The organism is Rhodobacter sp. TJ_12 (genome assembly GCF_020023995.1).
Lineage (GTDB): Bacteria > Pseudomonadota > Alphaproteobacteria > Rhodobacterales > Rhodobacteraceae > Rhodobacter.
The window spans coordinates 28,785-43,807 of record NZ_NRRD01000017.1 but is presented as its reverse complement, the minus strand read 5'-3'; the positions used below and the strand labels follow the sequence as shown (position 1 = coordinate 43,807).

16 protein-coding genes are annotated in these 15,023 nt (G+C 63.6%); 12 read left to right on the top strand and 4 right to left on the bottom strand.

The features are described from left to right. Positions 1 to 3 precede the first annotated feature (3 nt). The 10 genes from nifV (at position 4) to CKO11_RS12555 (ending at position 9,317) form a co-directional block, all read left to right on the top strand. Positions 4 to 1,164: a homocitrate synthase gene (gene nifV / locus CKO11_RS12600; protein ID WP_223639326.1), complete on the top strand. Its 1,161-nt coding sequence runs from the start codon at positions 4 to 6 to the stop codon at positions 1,162 to 1,164. Between the two features lie 11 nt (positions 1,165 to 1,175). Then, positions 1,176 to 1,520 carry a nitrogenase stabilizing/protective protein NifW gene (gene nifW, locus CKO11_RS12595; RefSeq protein WP_223639323.1) on the top strand — a complete coding sequence of 115 codons (345 nt, stop codon included), beginning with the start codon at positions 1,176 to 1,178 and terminating at the stop codon, positions 1,518 to 1,520. Positions 1,521 to 1,673: 153 nt separating this feature from the next. Next, complete coding sequence (gene rpoN / locus CKO11_RS12590; protein ID WP_223639320.1) at positions 1,674 to 2,960, top strand: RNA polymerase factor sigma-54; 1,287 nt, start codon at positions 1,674 to 1,676, stop codon at positions 2,958 to 2,960. 295 nt (positions 2,961 to 3,255) lie between these two features. Then, the gene (gene nifA, locus CKO11_RS12585) at positions 3,256 to 5,085 is read left to right on the top strand and encodes a nif-specific transcriptional activator NifA (protein ID WP_223639317.1); all 1,830 of its coding nucleotides are present in this window, start codon (positions 3,256 to 3,258) and stop codon (positions 5,083 to 5,085) included. Between the two features lie 206 nt (positions 5,086 to 5,291). Continuing rightward, a complete protein-coding gene (nifB, locus tag CKO11_RS12580; protein WP_223639314.1) occupies positions 5,292 to 6,788 on the top strand; it encodes a nitrogenase cofactor biosynthesis protein NifB in 1,497 nt (498 codons plus the stop codon). A 9-nt stretch (positions 6,789 to 6,797) separates the two neighbouring features. Further along, positions 6,798 to 7,550, top strand: coding sequence for a 4Fe4S-binding leucine-rich repeat protein (locus tag CKO11_RS12575; RefSeq protein WP_223639311.1), 753 nt, complete (start codon positions 6,798 to 6,800; stop codon positions 7,548 to 7,550). Beyond that, a complete protein-coding gene (locus CKO11_RS12570) occupies positions 7,540 to 7,878 on the top strand; it encodes a nitrogen fixation protein NifZ (RefSeq protein ID WP_097082457.1) in 339 nt (112 codons plus the stop codon). Before CKO11_RS12575 ends, CKO11_RS12570 begins: the two co-directional genes overlap by 11 nt. Before the next feature lie 30 nt (positions 7,879 to 7,908). Further along, positions 7,909 to 8,121 carry a putative nitrogen fixation protein NifT gene (gene nifT / locus CKO11_RS12565; protein ID WP_223639307.1) on the top strand — a complete coding sequence of 71 codons (213 nt, stop codon included), beginning with the start codon at positions 7,909 to 7,911 and terminating at the stop codon, positions 8,119 to 8,121. A gap of 2 nt (positions 8,122 to 8,123) precedes the next feature. Next, complete coding sequence (locus CKO11_RS12560; RefSeq protein ID WP_223639304.1) at positions 8,124 to 8,957, top strand: SIR2 family NAD-dependent protein deacylase; 834 nt, start codon at positions 8,124 to 8,126, stop codon at positions 8,955 to 8,957. A gap of 156 nt (positions 8,958 to 9,113) precedes the next feature. Continuing rightward, positions 9,114 to 9,317, top strand: a complete 204-nt coding sequence (locus tag CKO11_RS12555) for a molybdopterin-binding protein (RefSeq protein ID WP_223639301.1) — start codon at positions 9,114 to 9,116, stop codon at positions 9,315 to 9,317. A gap of 89 nt (positions 9,318 to 9,406) precedes the next feature. Here the strand turns inward: CKO11_RS12555 and modD are convergent, their stop codons facing one another. Genes modD through modA form a run of 4 tightly spaced genes read right to left on the bottom strand, consistent with a single transcriptional unit; the run spans position 9,407 to position 12,801 of the window. Next, positions 9,407 to 10,246 carry a ModD protein gene (gene modD / locus CKO11_RS12550; protein WP_223639298.1) on the bottom strand — a complete coding sequence of 280 codons (840 nt, stop codon included), beginning with the start codon at positions 10,244 to 10,246 and terminating at the stop codon, positions 9,407 to 9,409. After that, entirely contained in the window at positions 10,230 to 11,369 is a 1,140-nt protein-coding gene (gene modC, locus CKO11_RS12545; RefSeq protein ID WP_223639295.1) for a molybdenum ABC transporter ATP-binding protein, read from the bottom strand. Before modC ends, modD begins: the two co-directional genes overlap by 17 nt. Next, entirely contained in the window at positions 11,366 to 12,058 is a 693-nt protein-coding gene (modB, locus tag CKO11_RS12540; RefSeq protein ID WP_223639292.1) for a molybdate ABC transporter permease subunit, read from the bottom strand. The genes modC and modB overlap by 4 nt, the downstream gene beginning before the upstream one ends. A gap of 2 nt (positions 12,059 to 12,060) precedes the next feature. Continuing rightward, positions 12,061 to 12,801, bottom strand: a complete 741-nt coding sequence (gene modA, locus CKO11_RS12535) for a molybdate ABC transporter substrate-binding protein (protein ID WP_223639289.1) — start codon at positions 12,799 to 12,801, stop codon at positions 12,061 to 12,063. Between the two features lie 285 nt (positions 12,802 to 13,086). Here modA and CKO11_RS12530 point away from each other — a divergent pair, with 285 nt between their 5' ends. Further along, complete coding sequence (locus tag CKO11_RS12530) at positions 13,087 to 13,866, top strand: TOBE domain-containing protein (protein WP_223639286.1); 780 nt, start codon at positions 13,087 to 13,089, stop codon at positions 13,864 to 13,866. 159 nt (positions 13,867 to 14,025) lie between these two features. Next, positions 14,026 to 15,000 carry a cysteine synthase A gene (cysK, locus tag CKO11_RS12525; protein ID WP_223639283.1) on the top strand — a complete coding sequence of 325 codons (975 nt, stop codon included), beginning with the start codon at positions 14,026 to 14,028 and terminating at the stop codon, positions 14,998 to 15,000. Positions 15,001 to 15,023: the final 23 nt, after the last annotated feature.

The following is a 15,023-nucleotide window of genomic DNA, read 5'->3' as shown; positions in this document are numbered from 1 at the left end:
ACCATGCTCCACGCCCAACCGCTGACCCCGCAAACCTACGCCTTGTGCGACACGACCCTGCGCGATGGCGAACAAACCGCCGGGGTGGCCTTTTCGCTCAGTGAAAAGCGCGCCATCGCCCATGCGTTGGATACGGCAGGCGTGGCCGAGATTGAGGTGGGCATCGCCGCGATGGGCTGGAACGAAGTCGCGGAAATCCGCGCCGTGGTGGCCGAAATACAGCGCGCGGCCCCGGTGGTTTGGTGCCGCTTGCGGATGAATGACCTCGATATGGCGCAAAAAACCGGGGTGAAGCGGGTGCATTTTGCCGCCCCCACCTCGACCGCGCAGCTTGAAGGCAAGCTGCGAGTGGATCGCGACTGGATCCTGCGTGAAACGGCGGAACTCGTTTATTGCGCGACGCAGCGCGGGCTAGAGGTCTCGGTGGGGGCCGAAGATGCCAGCCGCACCGATCCCGATTTCCTGATCCGGCTGGCCGAGGTGGCGAAAGCCGCCGGTGCGATCCGGTTCCGTTTGGCCGACACTTTGGGTCTGCTTGATCCGCTGGGGGCCTACCGTCTGGTCAGCCAACTGGTCGCCAAGATCGATCTGCCGATCGAAATGCATGCGCATAACGATTTTGGCATGGCCACGGCGAACACGATCATGGCCGCCCATGCGGGCGCCACGCATTTGTCTGTTACCGTGAACGGTTTGGGCGAGCGGGCGGGCAATGCCGCGCTGGAGGAAGTGGGCGCCGCCTTGGAAGCTGGCGGCATGACCACGGGGCTGGATCTGACCGCCCTGCATCCGCTGTCTGACATTGTCGCCCGTGCCTCGGGCCGCGCATTGCCAGTGCAAAAGCCGATCACCGGCGCGCTGGTCTTTGCCCATGAAAGCGGCATCCATGTCGATGCGATTTTGAAGCGCGCCGATACTTATGAAGACCCGCGCTGCGCCCCGCAACGCTTTGGCCGCGAACGGCAAATCGTGATCGGCAAACATTCGGGCGCGGCCGGGCTTTGTGCCGCGTTGGCCGAGGCGGGCCTGCCGTCTTCGACCGAGATTGCCGCGCAACTCAAACCGCTTTTGCGGGCCCATGCCATTCGCACCAAGCGCCCCGCCAATGCCGACGATTTGCGCCGCATGGTGGCGCGGCTTGCGCGCAACCAGCCCATCACCTGAGGAGAGACAGGATGACCACCGAGACCCAAAGTCCGACGCTTGAGGCGCTGATGAAGCTTTCCTCGGCCGAGGATATGTTCGCCCATCTGGGGCTGGAGCCCGACCGTCACATTCTGAACGTGGCGCGGCTGCATATCATGAAGCGCTTTGGCACCTATCTGCGCGAGACCGATTTTTCGGGGCTTTCGGAAGACGAGGTGTTGGCCCAGACCCGCGAGGCGCTGGCGCGCGCGCATGATGATTTCGTCGCCTCGACCCCCTTGGCCGAAAAGGTCTTCAAGGTGTTCGAGACGCAGGCCCAACGTCAGGCCAATAAATTCGTCGGGCTCGATAGCCTGAAAATCGCTCCGCGCTGACAGGGGCGGGGCGCGCATGGTGTGCCAAAATCTTTTGCATCGCGCTGCCCCCTGCCACTTTTTCGCGCAAGTCATCTTGCGACCTACGGTTGTAGTGTCGCAGGCCAACAAACCCGCCGTTCCGGCCCGAACCCATTGAGATAGGTTGATCCCATGGACCTCGTGCAGACGCTTACACAACGCCAATCGATGCAGATGGGGGGGCAGATGCTCCACTCTCTGGCGATCCTCGGCATGTCCTCGCACGACCTTTCCGAACATCTTGTCGAGCAAGCCACCTCCAACCCATATCTGGCCTATCGCGCGCCCTCGGCCTTTGTGGCGCGCGGCGGGGCGGATTTCGATGCCGTGGCGGCGGTGGCCGCGCATAAGCCCAGCCTGATGGCGCATGTGGTCGATCAAATCGAGATGGCCTTCACCAACCCGTCCGAGCGGATGGTCGCGCTGCGGTTTGCGGAGTCTTTGGAACCCTCGGGCTGGCTCAGCACGTCGGTGGAAAATATCGCGCTGTCGGCGGGGGTGTCGACCACGCGCGCCGAAGCCGTGCTGACGGTGTTGCAAGGCCTTGAACCGGCAGGGCTGTTTGCCCGCGATCTGCCCGATTGCCTAATCATTCAGGCGCGCGAAGAAGATATTCTGACTTGGGAAGTCGAAAGCCTTATTCGCAATATCAACCTGTTGGCGGAAAACCGGCTGAATGAATTGGCCGATTTGTGCGATTGCGAGGTTTCCGACATTCCGGAGATCGTCAAGCAGATCCGGCATTTGAACCCGAAACCGGGGCTGGCCTTCGACCATCAGCCGACCCCGGTATTTCCGCCCGATCTGATTGCCGTGCGCGGCGAAGAAGGCTGGACGGTCGAGCTGAACCGCGCCACCTCGCCCTCGATCACCGTGCGCGAAGACCGGCTGCCCGATGGCCAGACTGACAAGACCGCGCGGGCCGAACGGCGCAAAGCCTTGGCCGAGGCGCGCGCGCTTGCGCAGGCGCTGGAACGGCGCGGCGATACGCTTTTGCGCACGGCGGCGGTTTTGGTTGCCCGTCAATCGGCCTTTTTGGAAAAGGGGCCCGCGCATCTGGTGCCGCTGACGCTGGAAGATGTGGCGGCGGAACTGGGGCTGCATGCCTCGACCATTTCGCGCGCGGTTTCGGGGCGGATGATCCAGACCCCGGTGCGCGCACTGCCGCTGCGGGCGTTCTTTTCGCGCGCAGTGTCGACCGGCGCGGGGGGCGAGGCGATCTCGCGCGATTCCGCGCTCGATTTCGTCAACCGCGTGGTGGGCGATGAAGATCCGGCCAATCCGCTGAGCGATGATGCGATTGTGGTGCTGGCCGAACGGGCCGGGCTGCGGCTTGCGCGGCGCACCGTGGCGAAATACCGCTCGACGCTGGGGCTGGCCTCGTCTTACGAGCGGCGCCGCGCGGCCCTGGCCGGTTAAGTCGTATTCCGCATATCAGATGCCGCTTTTTGCGCCATGGCGCGCCCCATCGCCGCAAAGTTGTGCGTAAGGCTGTGATGAAACGCAAAATTGAGCGACAAAACCGCCCAATCTCCCGATGCCTGCCGCATCCCGATCCATTCGGCTCCAATATACCTTTGGGGGGGCCACGGATGTGAAGTGGCAAGATGCGATTCTTTCGCGCAGTGACAGACCGGCTTTGCTTCGGCAGGCAGGAGGCGATTGAAGAGCCATCACCATTTCTGTGCATGCTCGAGACAGGGATTTGAATACCATGACCGACCAGACGCACGCCGAACAAGACGCCGGGGTGGGCCCGGCCCGACCGCGCAAACGCTCGGCGCGGCAGGTGGCCGACCGGCTGGCGCTTGATGCGATTTATGAAATTGCCAAAACCTTTGCCGGGGCGCCGGACCCGATGGCCGTTGTGCCGCAGATTTTCAACGTGCTGTCGTCGTTTCTGGATTTGCGCCACGGGGTGTTGGCGGTTCTGGCCGAACCCGATGGCAAAGACCGGCGGGTGAACCCCTACCGCATCGCCGCAACGGCGTTTCGCCGCAATGAGGATGACCCGCCCTCGGATGTGCTGCCCGATGCGGTGGCGCGGATCGTGTTTCGGTCATCCGTGCCCTTTGTAGCCTTTGATCTGGAAGAAGAATTTGGCCCCGATGCGGTGCCGCCGCGGCTGCGCGATTCCGGTCAGACCTTGATTGCCGTGCCGCTGCGTGACCCAGAACGCAGCCATTTCGTGCTGGGTGTTTTGGCGGCCTATCGCAGCCATGACCACAAGCGCGCGGGCTATTCCGATGCCGATGTGCGGGTGCTGACCATGGTGGCCTCGCTTCTTGAACAGGCTTTGGCGTTCCGCGCGCGGGTGGCGCGCGACCGTGAACGCGCGCTTGAAGATACGCGGCGCATGCTGCAAAGCATGAATGACCAGCGCGGCGGAAACCAGCCGCCGGTGACCATCGACGGGATCATCGGCGACAGCCCGGCGATTTCCGAGGTGGTGGCGCAGGTCAAGCGCGTGGCGGGCACGAAAACCCCCGTGTTGCTGCGCGGCGAAAGCGGCACCGGCAAGGAATTGTTCGCCCGCGCGGTGCACAGCCAATCGCCCCGCGCCAAGGGGGCGTTTATCCGGGTCAACTGCGCGGCTTTGTCGGAAACGCTTTTGGAATCCGAACTGTTCGGCCATGAAAAGGGCGCCTTCACCGGGGCCAATGCGCTGAAGAAAGGGCGGTTTGAACTGGCCGATGGCGGCACGCTCTTTTTGGATGAGATCGGCGAGATTTCCCCCACCTTCCAGACGAAGCTTTTGCGGGTCTTGCAAGAGGGCGAGTTTGAACGTGTGGGCGGGCAGCGCACGATCAAGGTGGATGTGCGCATCGTCGCCGCCACCAACCGCGATCTGGAAGAGGCGGTCGCGCGCGGGGAATTCCGCGCCGATCTTTACTTCCGGATTTGTGTCGTGCCGATCGTGCTGCCGCCGCTGCGTCAGCGCAAATCCGACATTAAGCCCTTGGCGCAGCTGTTCCTTGACCGGTTCAACAAATCGAACGGAACGGATGTCAAATTTGCCCCCGGTGCGTTTGACCAGATTTGCCGGTGCAAATTCCCCGGCAACGTGCGGGAGCTGGAAAACTGCGTGAACCGGGCCGCTGCATTGTCGGATGGGGAAATCGTGCTTGCCAATGAATTGGCCTGTTCGCAAGGGGCGTGCCTTTCGGCCGAACTCTTCCGGTTGCAAGAAGGCGCCTCGCCGATTGGCGGGCTGGCCTCGGGGCGCACGATCACGCCCAGCGTGCGTGCGCCCGAACCGCCGCCACAGGCTGCGGCCCCGCCCGCTGCCGCCCCGCCGATGGCCCCGCCCGTACATGAGCCGGTGGCCCATCACGCGCCCGCGGCCTTTGAGCCGCCGCATCCCGAACCCGAAGAGGTGCATCAGGTGCGCCGCAAAACCTCGAACATCACCCGTGATGAGCTGATCCGCGCCTTGGAAAGCGCAGGCTGGGTGCAGGCGAAAGCGGCGCGGCTGTTGGGGATGACCCCGCGCCAGATCGCCTATGCGCTGCAAAAGTTCGAGATCGAGTTGCGCCGGATCTGACGCCGCTTGCCCTGACCTCCGGTTTCGACCGGCCCACGCCCGAGGCCCAAATGGCGCTTCGGGCGTGTTGCGTTCCAAAACTTGGCACACTCATTGTCGCGGATGCGACAAACTTCGTGCCAAACCCCCACAAAGCGCCCCCAAACGCCTTGGCACGCTCTTTGCTGAATATCTTCTGAACGCGCAGCACAGCAAGGGGAAGCACCATGTCTGACAATATCGTCTCGCTCGGGGGGCTCACCATCGGCACCAAAGATGCGCTGGAAAAGGCGATGGCCTCCGAGGGGTGCTCGACCTCCGGTGCCACCGGTTGCGGCTCAAAACAGGCGCCCGAGGATATGGACCCGGAAACCTGGGCGAAGGTGAAAGATCACCCCTGCTATTCGGAAGAGGCGCACCACTATTTCGCCCGGATGCACGTGGCCGTCGCGCCCGCCTGCAACATCCAGTGCAACTACTGTAACCGCAAATATGATTGCGCCAATGAAAGCCGCCCCGGTGTGGTGTCTGAACGCCTGACGCCCGAGGAAGCCGCACGCAAGGTGATTGCGGTGGCCAATGAAGTGCCGCAATTGTCGGTTCTGGGCATTGCCGGGCCGGGCGATAGCTGCGCCGATTGGAAAAAGACCAAGCAAACCTTCACCAAGGTGCGCGAAGATATTCCCGACATCCGCCTTTGCCTGAGCTCCAACGGGCTGGCATTGCCGCAGCATGTCGACGAACTGGCCGATATGAATGTCGACCATGTCACGATCACCATCAACATGATCGACCCGGAAGTGGGCGCGAAAATCTATCCGTGGATCCGCCATGGCGGGCAGCGCTATTACGGTGTGGAAGCCAGCCGCATCTTGCACGAACAGCAGATGTTGGCGCTTGATATGCTGGTGGAACGCGGGATCTTGGTCAAAGTGAACTCGGTCCTGATCCCCGGCATCAATGACGAGCACCTTTTGGAGGTGAACAAGGAAGTCAAACGCCGTGGCGCGTTCTTGCACAACATCATGCCGCTGATTTCCGACCCGGCGCATGGCACGCATTTCGGCCTGACCGGCCAGCGCGGCCCGACCGCTGCGGAATTGCAAAAGGTGCAAGAAGCCTGTGCCGGTGGCGCGAACCTGATGAAACATTGCCGCCAATGCCGCGCCGATGCGGTGGGGCTGTTGGGCGAAGATCGCGGGCAGGAATTCACCAAGGATTTGGTGCCCGAAGAGGTCGCCTATGATCCGGCGGCGCGCGACACCTATAAAGAATGGGTCGCCAAGGAACGCGAAGACCGTCGTGCGGCGGCAGAAGATGCCAAGGCCGAAACCGGCGCAACCGTGGCGGAAACCGCGCCGAAACTGCTTGTTGCCGTGGCTACCCAAGGCGGCGGGCGCATCAACCATCATTTCGGCCATGCGTCGGAATTCCAAGTGTTCGAGGTGGATACCGATGGCGTGCGCTTTGCTTTCCACCGCCGCTGCGACAATTACTGTGTCGATGGCGCGGGCGAGGAAGACCGTCTGGATCGGGTGATTGCCACGCTGGAGGGCATCGACACGGTGCTGTGCGCGAAAATCGGCGATTGCCCGCGCGAAACGCTGGCCGAGGCGGGCATCACGGTGCTGCAAGATCACGCCTATGACTATATCGAGACCGCCGTTTCCGCCGTTTACCGCGCGCGCATGGGGCTGGCCCCGGCGCAAGCCGAGCGCGCCTAAGGAGGCATCATGCCCGAAGGACCGGAACCGCTGGATTGGGAGGGCAGGGCGCTGGATTGCGACAACTGTCGCTTCCGGATGCGGCTCGACCTTGGGCAATGCGGTCAGGGCTGGTCGTGCCTGAATGATCGCTATGCAAAACGGATTGAGCGGTTCTTTCTGCTCAATCCGGAACTGGCCGATGAAAACCTCAATCACCCGTATTTCGAAACGCGGGTGAATGCGGCGCGCCACGCCTCTATTTTCCGGCTGCCACGCTTGCTGGAAGACCCAGATCCGGCGGTGCGCGCGATGGCGATCTTGCGGCTGCCGCAAACCAGTGCCGAGCGGCTGATGGCGGACCCAGACCGCAATGTGCGCATTGCGGTCGCGTGGCGTCTGCCGCCGAACAAGCTGTTGCCGCTGGTGCATGACGACGACCCCGGTATCCGGTTGGTGGTCGCGCGCCGTGCCGAAGAGGGCATGCTGCCGGTGATGATCTGCGATGCCGACCCGGAAGTGCGCGCCCATTTGGTGCGCCGCATCGGCGCCGATTGGATCGACCGGTTTCGGGCCGACCCCGATCCCCTTGTGCGCCGCGATGCCGCGCGCCGCCGCCCGATGTTGTTTGTCGAAGACCCCGATATCCGCGTGCGCTACGCCGCCGCCGAAGAGGGCTGTGAAAAGGTGCTCGCGCATCTGATCGACGACCCCGAAGAAATCATCCGCGAGACCGCAAAGGCGCGGCTTGCCAAGCTGGAAGGAGCCGCAGATGTCGACTGATGACCGCGAAATCGAGGTGTATCGCCAACCGCTTTATTTGCCGGGTGACAAGGTCGTCTCGCGCAAGCAGGTGAAGAACGATGGCACCATGCCGGGCCGCGAGATTGGCGAGATTGTCGTGAAAAAGGGCGATGTGGGCTATGTGCGCGACATCGGCACCTTCCTCGGGCAATTCTACATCTACGCCGTCGATTATCTTGAACGTGGCGCGATTGTCGGTATGCGCGAGGCCGAGATCACCCCCGCCGAGGAATTGCGCGCCCGCGACGATGATCGCCCCGCGCTGCAATCCCACATCGTCACCCGTGACATGCTGCAAAAAGCCTGAATTTCCCTATTTCTCCAAGGAGTACGCCCGATGAAAGTGATGATCCGCGAAACCGCCAAAGGCCTTGAAGCCTATGTGCCGAAAAAGGACCTTGAAGAGATGGTGGTCGAGCAGGAAAAGCCGGGCCTGTGGGGCGGCTGGGCCAAGCTTTCGAACGGCTGGGTCTTTGCTATGCCCGAATTTGACACGCCCCCCGCGCTGCCGGTGACGGTGGATGCGCGCAAGATCGCCGACGAGGATTGAGCATGGCCGATCTGGACCTGCTGGATACGGCGATGGCCGAGGTGGCGCAGGGCAAGCGCGTGCCTTACCTTGGGGCCGAGGTCTCGGCCCTGTCGGGGGGCGAAGCGCCCTCTACCCCGCCTGCGCTGTCCGCCATTTTGGAAGCCAAGGTCCGGGTGCCGCGCCGCGCGGTGGGCAACCTTTGGGCCGTGGCGCAATATATCGAAAGCCGCAAGTTCCGGGGCACACTGAATAAATTGGTGCGCGAGGCATTCGCCGTGCCGCCGGGCGATGCCAACCCGGTGCATGAATGGCTTGCCCGTGTGCGCCCGCCGATGGTGGTGGATAGCTGGTATGACGATGGCATTTTGCGCGCTTTCGGGCCGGGCCGCGACGATTGGGGCTATGTTCAGGGCGTCAGCCGCTCGGGCGGCTGGACCGAGGATTATCACCGCGCCTTCACCGCCGGCGGCGGCGAATTGGAGGGGGCCGACCCAAGCTGGCCAAGCCTGATCTACAAGCCGCATGGGCTGGCCACGGCCGAAGGCTCGTTCCTGATGTCGGATGCCGATTACGTGGAAGTGCTGACCGAGATCGATATTCAGACCCCGATCCCGGAAGAGGTGCAAAACCGCCGCACGGGCCGCCCGTTCCTGTTTTTGGGCTGCCGGTTCGACGATCAGCTTTTGCGCATTTACGCGCGCCAAATCGCAAAACGATCCGCCCCGGGCCATATCGCCGTGATCCCCGGCCCGCTGACCAAGATGGAAGAAAAATTCATCGAGGAACTGGCGATCACCCGGATCGATGCGCCGCTGTCGGCCGTGGTGGAGCGACTCACGGTGGCGGAAGGATAAACCCCTTTGGGGCCAAATCCTCATGCCGATTGCGCATGGCCGACGTGTGCGATCGGCGCTTGTTTTTGGGCCTTTTCGGCGCGACCCTGACCTTAGCCGATGTTGTCGGCAGTCGTGACCCCGGAAGGGCCCACAGGCGGGCCGGAAAGGACAGGCATGAAGCTTAGCGCACGCAATGTTCTGACGGGCACAGTGACCGCCGTAGATGTTGGTCAGGTCACCTCCCATGTGAAAATCGACATAGGCGGATCTATCGTCACCGCCGCGATCACCAATGAAGCGGTCGCAGATTTGGGCCTGAAGGTAGGAGACCGGGCCAGCGCGATCATCAAGGCAAGCGATGTGATCGTCGGCCTTTAGGGCTGTCTTGTCAGGGCGGAAAGGGGTGCGGGCAGCCAAGGTTCCCGCGCCCCTTTCGCATGTTTGGGCAATTGGTTGGGGCGCGAAGCTCACGCCATGCCAATATGCACCTTCACGTCGCGCGGCGGCGCGGTATAGGGGGCCGAGGTCACCAGCACATGTGCGCCCGTTGCGGCATAATCTGCCGCGTTTTTCGTATTGATGCCGCCCGCTGCGGCGACTTTGCCCGGCCAATCGGGGCCAAGCGCTGCGACCGTGGCGGCCACCTCCGCAGGCGGGAATTTCTCAAGTTGCAGCACGTCGGCGCCAGCTTGCGCGGCGGCCAGGGCATCGTCGCGGTTGGCCACTTCGACGACCACGCGCCGCTCGGGGCAGGTTTGGCGCAAGCGCGCGATTTGTGTAGCGAGCGCGTTTTCCCCGCCAAAAACGCGATGCTCGGCAAAGAGCAGCACCGTATCAGACAGCCCCGCGCGGTGGATCGTGGCCCCGGCCGCGGTGATGGCCTTGAGCGACAGCGCCCGCGTGCCCGGCACCGATTTGCGCGTGCAGGCCACGGAAATAGCGGGGTTCAACGCCTGCGCGGCGGTTAGAATGTCACTGGCACAAGAGGCCACGCCCGAGGCCCATTCCATCAGCGTTTGCGCGACCTTCCAGCCCGCATGTAATGCCTCGGCCTGACCGCGCCCAAACAATAGCATCTCGCCTTCGTCGACCCGCTTGCCCGAAGGGCAGGCGATCCACGCCTCAGCCCCGAGAAGCTGGAAAATCCGCACCGCTTCCTCGGAACAGGCGACGGTCATTTCCCCGCGCGCGCGCATGGTGATTTCGCCCGCTTCGGCGCCGATCCCAAGGCTGCGGGTCGTCAGATCGCCCGCAGGCACATCTTCGCGGATCAGCGCCATCAGCGCCGTGTCATCGATCATGAACATCATCGTCCTCTTGCCAATCGGGGGCGGTTTCCATCGAGGTGCCGGGATGCGACAGCGCCGTGGCCTTGAGGCGCGCCACGATCGGCTCGCCCGGTGCAAACCCCAAGCTGTCCCACGATTTGCGCGAAATCCGCGCCAGCAGCAAGGCGCCATCTGCCGCGCGGCCAAGTGCCAGCCGCACGGTGACCAGCGGGCTGCCATTGGGTTCGGGTTCGGCATCCACAATGGTGGCGGGCAGGGCGTTCAGAATTGTGGTGTCGGCGGGCGGGTTGCGCCCAAGGCTGACATCGGCCGCCGGAATCCGCATCCGCCGCCGCGCGCCCGCAGGCCCGAGCCGCCCCGGCACCACGATCACGCCCCCCGGCACGGCGATCTGGCTCAGCCCATAGGCGTCATCGACCGCCACGACCTCGCCCTCCAGCACCGAGGCCAAATCGGGCCGATGAATGAGTGGCAAATCGGGGTCGGCCAGCATTGGCGCCAGCGGGCCTTGCGCGCGCACGCGGCCCGCCTCCATCAGCACCAGCCGGTCGGCCAGACGCTCCACCTCGGTCATGTCATGGCTGACCAAGATCACCGGCATTTCCAGCCGCGCATGCAGCCGTTCCAGATAGGGCAGAATGTCTTCGCGCGAGAGCCGATCAAGCGCGGATAACGGCTCGTCCATCAGCAAAAGTTCGGGTTGCGACAGCAGCGCGCGCCCAATCGCCACCCGTTGCCGCTCGCCGCCCGACAATGTGGCGGTGGGGCGCTCAAACAGGGGCGCGATCCCCAAAAGCGAAACCACCTCTTCTTCGGTGATCCGCAGGGGGCCTTTGGCGCGTTTAAGCCCGTAGCACAGGTTTTCACGCACGTTTAAATGCGCAAAAAGGCTGGCTTCTTGAAACACATAGCCGACCGCGCGGCGGTGCACCGGGGTGAATTTGCGCCCCGCTTGCCAAGTTTGGCCATGCACCACCAATTGCCCTTCGGGCAGTCGCGTCAGCCCCGCCATGCAGCGCAATACCGTGGTTTTGCCGCACCCCGAGGGGCCAAACAGCGCGGTCACCCCATGGCCCAACGCCTCGAACGCGGCATCAAGGGTAAAGCTGCCGATGCGGCCTTTGAAGCTGGCATGGATCATGGCCGCGCCCCCCCGCGCGCGCCCAAGCGCCGCTCGATCAGCATCATCGCCAAGATCACCGTGAAAGACAGCACCAGCATCAGCCCGGCCAGCAGATGCGCCTTGTCCCATTCCAAGGTCTCGACATAGTCAAAGATCGTCACCGACAGCACCTTGGTGCGCCCCGGGATCGCGCCGCCGATCATCAGAACAACGCCAAATTCGCCCACCGTATGCGCAAAGCCCAGTATCGCCCCGGTAGAAATTCCGGGCAGGGCCAGCGGCAGGGCGACGGTGCGAAAAGCGTCCAATGGGCCTGCGCGCAGCGTCGCGGCCACCTCCATCGGGCGCGGCCCCATCGCGGTGAAGCTGTTGCGGATGGGGTTCACGACAAAGGGCAACGAATAGACGACCGAGCCCAGAACCAGCCCGGCAAAGGTGAAGGACAATTTCTGCCCCAAAAGCGCGGTGAGCGGTGAGTCTGGCCCCATCGCGATCAGCAGGTAAAACCCCAAAACCGTGGGCGGCAGAACGATGGGCAGGGACACGATCGCCCCCACCACATCTTTCCACCAGCCGCCCGGTTGGGCCAGCCACCACGCCAGCGGCGTACCAAGGACCAAAAGCACCGCCGTGGTGATGGCCGCAAGCTTCAGCGTCAGGCCCAGCGTTTGCAGCATAGCCGGGTCGTGGAGGCTGGAAAGGTCCATGGTTATTCCCCGGTTTCGTACCCGTATTTCACTATGATCTCAACGGCCTGCGGCGTTTTCAGAAAGTCGAGAAAGGCCTGTGCCGCCGGATCGTCTTTCCCCGGCATCAGCAGCACGGCATCTTGCCGGATCGGGGCATAAAGATCGGCAGGCACCACCCAGCTTGACCCCGATCTATCGCCGGCCACTTGCGACATTGCGACAAACCCCAAAGGCGCATTGCCCGAGGCGGTGAATTGGTAGGCCTGCGCAATGCTTTTGCCGGTGATGATCTTGTCTGCCAGCGTCTCGGTCAAGCCCAAGGCCGCGATCACCTCGACCGCCGCCGCGCCATAGGGGGCCGAGGCCGGATCGGCAATCGCCACATGCTCCGGGTCGGCGTCCAGCGCCTCGGGGCCGGTAACGGTGGCGGGGTCCGCGCTCCACAAAACCAGCTTGCCACGCGCATAGGTGAAGGCGCTGCCGGGCACGGCAAAGCCGCCTTCGACCGCTTTTGCAGGGCGCGCCGCATCGGCGGACAAAAACACCTCAAACGGCGCACCTTGGGTGATTTGCGCGAAAAACTGCCCCGAAGGGCCGAAAGACAGTGTCACCTCATGCCCGGTTTCGGCGGTAAACAGCGCGGCAATCTCTTGCGCGGGTTTGGTGAAATTGGCGGCGACGGCGGCCATCACCGCGTCTGCTTGCGCGGGGGCGGTGGCAATCAAAAGGGCGGCACAGGCAGTGCTGAGGCGGGTAATCATCTTGATCCTTTCTTCGGGAGATCCCGAGGCTGGAAGCGCTATGTATACGAACTTCATAGCGACTGGCGTGCGAAATCCGCAATCGGGGTGCGGCGGGGCGCCTCGGACGCCTTGTCACTTGGCCCGCAACTTGCGCCGGGGTGGGGGTGAATTTTGGGCGGCAGAGGGGATGGTGCCTAAGAAATGGGCGGGGTTTGCCCGTGATCCGGGCGCTTTTGCCGATCGGCGGTGGCCATTGCCGCGCCGCTGCGCCAGATTGGCGGCACGCAGCCGGAAGGACAGGGCATGACAGAGGGTTTACGCGGGGCGCTGACGCTGGAACGCACCGGGGCGCGGATGGGGGCCGAGCGGGTGGCGCTTTTGGCCGCTGTGGGGCGCACGGGCTCGATCTCCGCCGCCGCGCGCGAGGTGGGGCTAAGCTACAAGGCCGCTTGGGATGGCGTAAAGGCGATGAATAACCTTTTTTCCAGCCCCTTGGTCACAGCGGCACCGGGCGGGCGCGCGGGCGGTGGGGCCGAATTGACCGCGGCGGGGCGGCAGGTGATTGCCGCCTATGGCGAGATCGAGGCGGAACTGGCCAAGCTGCTGGCCCGGCTTGAAAACCGGCTTGATCTTGCGCCGGCGCAGGTGTTGCGGGGGCTGAGCCTGCGCACCTCGGCGCGCAATGTCTGGGCGTGCAAGGTGAGCAGCGTTCTGGCCGACCGTGTCAGCGCCGAGGTGAAGCTTGATCTGGGCGGGGCACAGCTTGTGTCGGTGATTACCGCGCGTTCGGCGCGGGAATTGGGGCTGATGCCGGGGGTCGAGGTCTTGGCGCTGGTGAAATCCAATTTCGTGATGCTGACCCGCGAAGAGGCGCCGCGCCTGTCGATCCGCAACCGGCTTTCGGGCGTGGTGATGGAGCGGATCGACGGTGATTTGGGCACCGAAGTGGTGCTGGATTTGGGCGCGGGCAAAACGCTGGCCGCCGCGATCACCCGCGAAAGCGCGGATGGTCTGGCCCCCGCGCCGGGCGAGCGGCTGACCGCTTTGGTGAAATCGAGCCATGTGATTCTGGCGCTGCCCTAAGGAAAAACGTGCCAAGGCGGTGCGGCGGGGCGCAACGCTTTCCCGAAGTTTCGCGAAAGCCGGAACGGCGGTTTTTCAAGGGTTTTCAGTCAGATTTCTTCATGCTTTCAAGGGGCAAAGGCCGGGATCTGCCCGGCTGCAATCGACTGGAGATAGGATATGAGCCGCATTTACGACGACAATTCCCGTTCCATTGGCCGCACGCCCTTGGTGAAGCTTTCGCGTTTGGGCGCGGGGCTGGGGGCGACGATCTTGGCCAAGATCGAGGGCCGCAACCCGGCCTATTCGGTGAAATGCCGGATCGGTTCGGCGATGATCTGGGATGCCGAGGAAAAGGGTTTGCTGACGCCGGGGCGCGAAATTGTTGAGCCCACCTCGGGCAATACCGGGATTGCGCTGGCCGCGGTGGCCGCCGCGCGGGGCATTCCGATCACCCTGACCATGCCCGAAACCATGAGCCTTGAGCGGCGTAAATTGCTGGTGGCTTACGGCGCGAAACTGGTCCTGACCGAAGGCGCCAAGGGCATGGGCGGGGCGATTGCCAAGGCCAAAGAAATCGCCGCCTCGGACCCGAAATATGTGCTGTTGCAACAGTTTGAAAACCCGGCCAACCCGGCGATCCATGAACGCACCACCGGCCCCGAAATCTGGGAAGATACCGATGGGAAGGTGGATGTGTTCGTGGCCGGTGTGGGCACCGGCGGCACGATCACCGGGGTGAGCCGGTATCTGAAGCAAGACCGGGGCGCGGCGGTGCATACGGTCGCGGTGGAACCGGCGGCAAGCCCGGTGCTGAGCCAAGCCCGCGCGGGCGAAGAGATCAAACCCGGCCCGCACAAAATCCAAGGCATCGGCGCGGGCTTCGTGCCCGGTGTGCTGGATCTGGGGCTGATCGATGCGATCGAACAGGTCAGCAATGAAGAGGCGATGGAGGTGGCGCTGCGCTTGGCCCGCGAAGAGGGTATTTTGTGCGGCATTTCTTGCGGCGCGGCGACGGCGGCGGCGCTGCGTTTGGCGCAAGACCCGGCGCATGCGGGCAAAACCATCGTGGTGATCTTGCCGGATTCGGGCGAGCGGTATCTGTCGTCGGCGCTGTTCGAAGGCATGTTTGACGCGGCGGGCACCCCGGTCTGATCCGCTGAGACGGGTTCGGTCAC

Bases quoted from the DNA above. Each gene is read 5' to 3' on its own strand.
- nifV (WP_223639326.1), top strand. From the start codon at position 4: ATGCTCCACGCCCAACCGCTGACCCCGCAAACCTACGCCTTGTGCGAC.
- nifW (WP_223639323.1), top strand. From the start codon at position 1,176: ATGACCACCGAGACCCAAAGTCCGACGCTTGAGGCGCTGATGAAGCTT.
- rpoN (WP_223639320.1), top strand. From the start codon at position 1,674: ATGGACCTCGTGCAGACGCTTACACAACGCCAATCGATGCAGATGGGG.
- nifA (WP_223639317.1), top strand. From the start codon at position 3,256: ATGACCGACCAGACGCACGCCGAACAAGACGCCGGGGTGGGCCCGGCC.
- nifB (WP_223639314.1), top strand. From the start codon at position 5,292: ATGTCTGACAATATCGTCTCGCTCGGGGGGCTCACCATCGGCACCAAA.
- CKO11_RS12575 (WP_223639311.1), top strand. From the start codon at position 6,798: ATGCCCGAAGGACCGGAACCGCTGGATTGGGAGGGCAGGGCGCTGGAT.
- CKO11_RS12570 (WP_097082457.1), top strand. From the start codon at position 7,540: ATGTCGACTGATGACCGCGAAATCGAGGTGTATCGCCAACCGCTTTAT.
- nifT (WP_223639307.1), top strand. From the start codon at position 7,909: ATGAAAGTGATGATCCGCGAAACCGCCAAAGGCCTTGAAGCCTATGTG.
- CKO11_RS12560 (WP_223639304.1), top strand. From the start codon at position 8,124: ATGGCCGATCTGGACCTGCTGGATACGGCGATGGCCGAGGTGGCGCAG.
- CKO11_RS12555 (WP_223639301.1), top strand. From the start codon at position 9,114: ATGAAGCTTAGCGCACGCAATGTTCTGACGGGCACAGTGACCGCCGTA.
- modD (WP_223639298.1), bottom strand. From the start codon at position 10,246: ATGTTCATGATCGATGACACGGCGCTGATGGCGCTGATCCGCGAAGAT.
- modC (WP_223639295.1), bottom strand. From the start codon at position 11,369: ATGATCCATGCCAGCTTCAAAGGCCGCATCGGCAGCTTTACCCTTGAT.
- modB (WP_223639292.1), bottom strand. From the start codon at position 12,058: ATGGACCTTTCCAGCCTCCACGACCCGGCTATGCTGCAAACGCTGGGC.
- modA (WP_223639289.1), bottom strand. From the start codon at position 12,801: ATGATTACCCGCCTCAGCACTGCCTGTGCCGCCCTTTTGATTGCCACC.
- CKO11_RS12530 (WP_223639286.1), top strand. From the start codon at position 13,087: ATGACAGAGGGTTTACGCGGGGCGCTGACGCTGGAACGCACCGGGGCG.
- cysK (WP_223639283.1), top strand. From the start codon at position 14,026: ATGAGCCGCATTTACGACGACAATTCCCGTTCCATTGGCCGCACGCCC.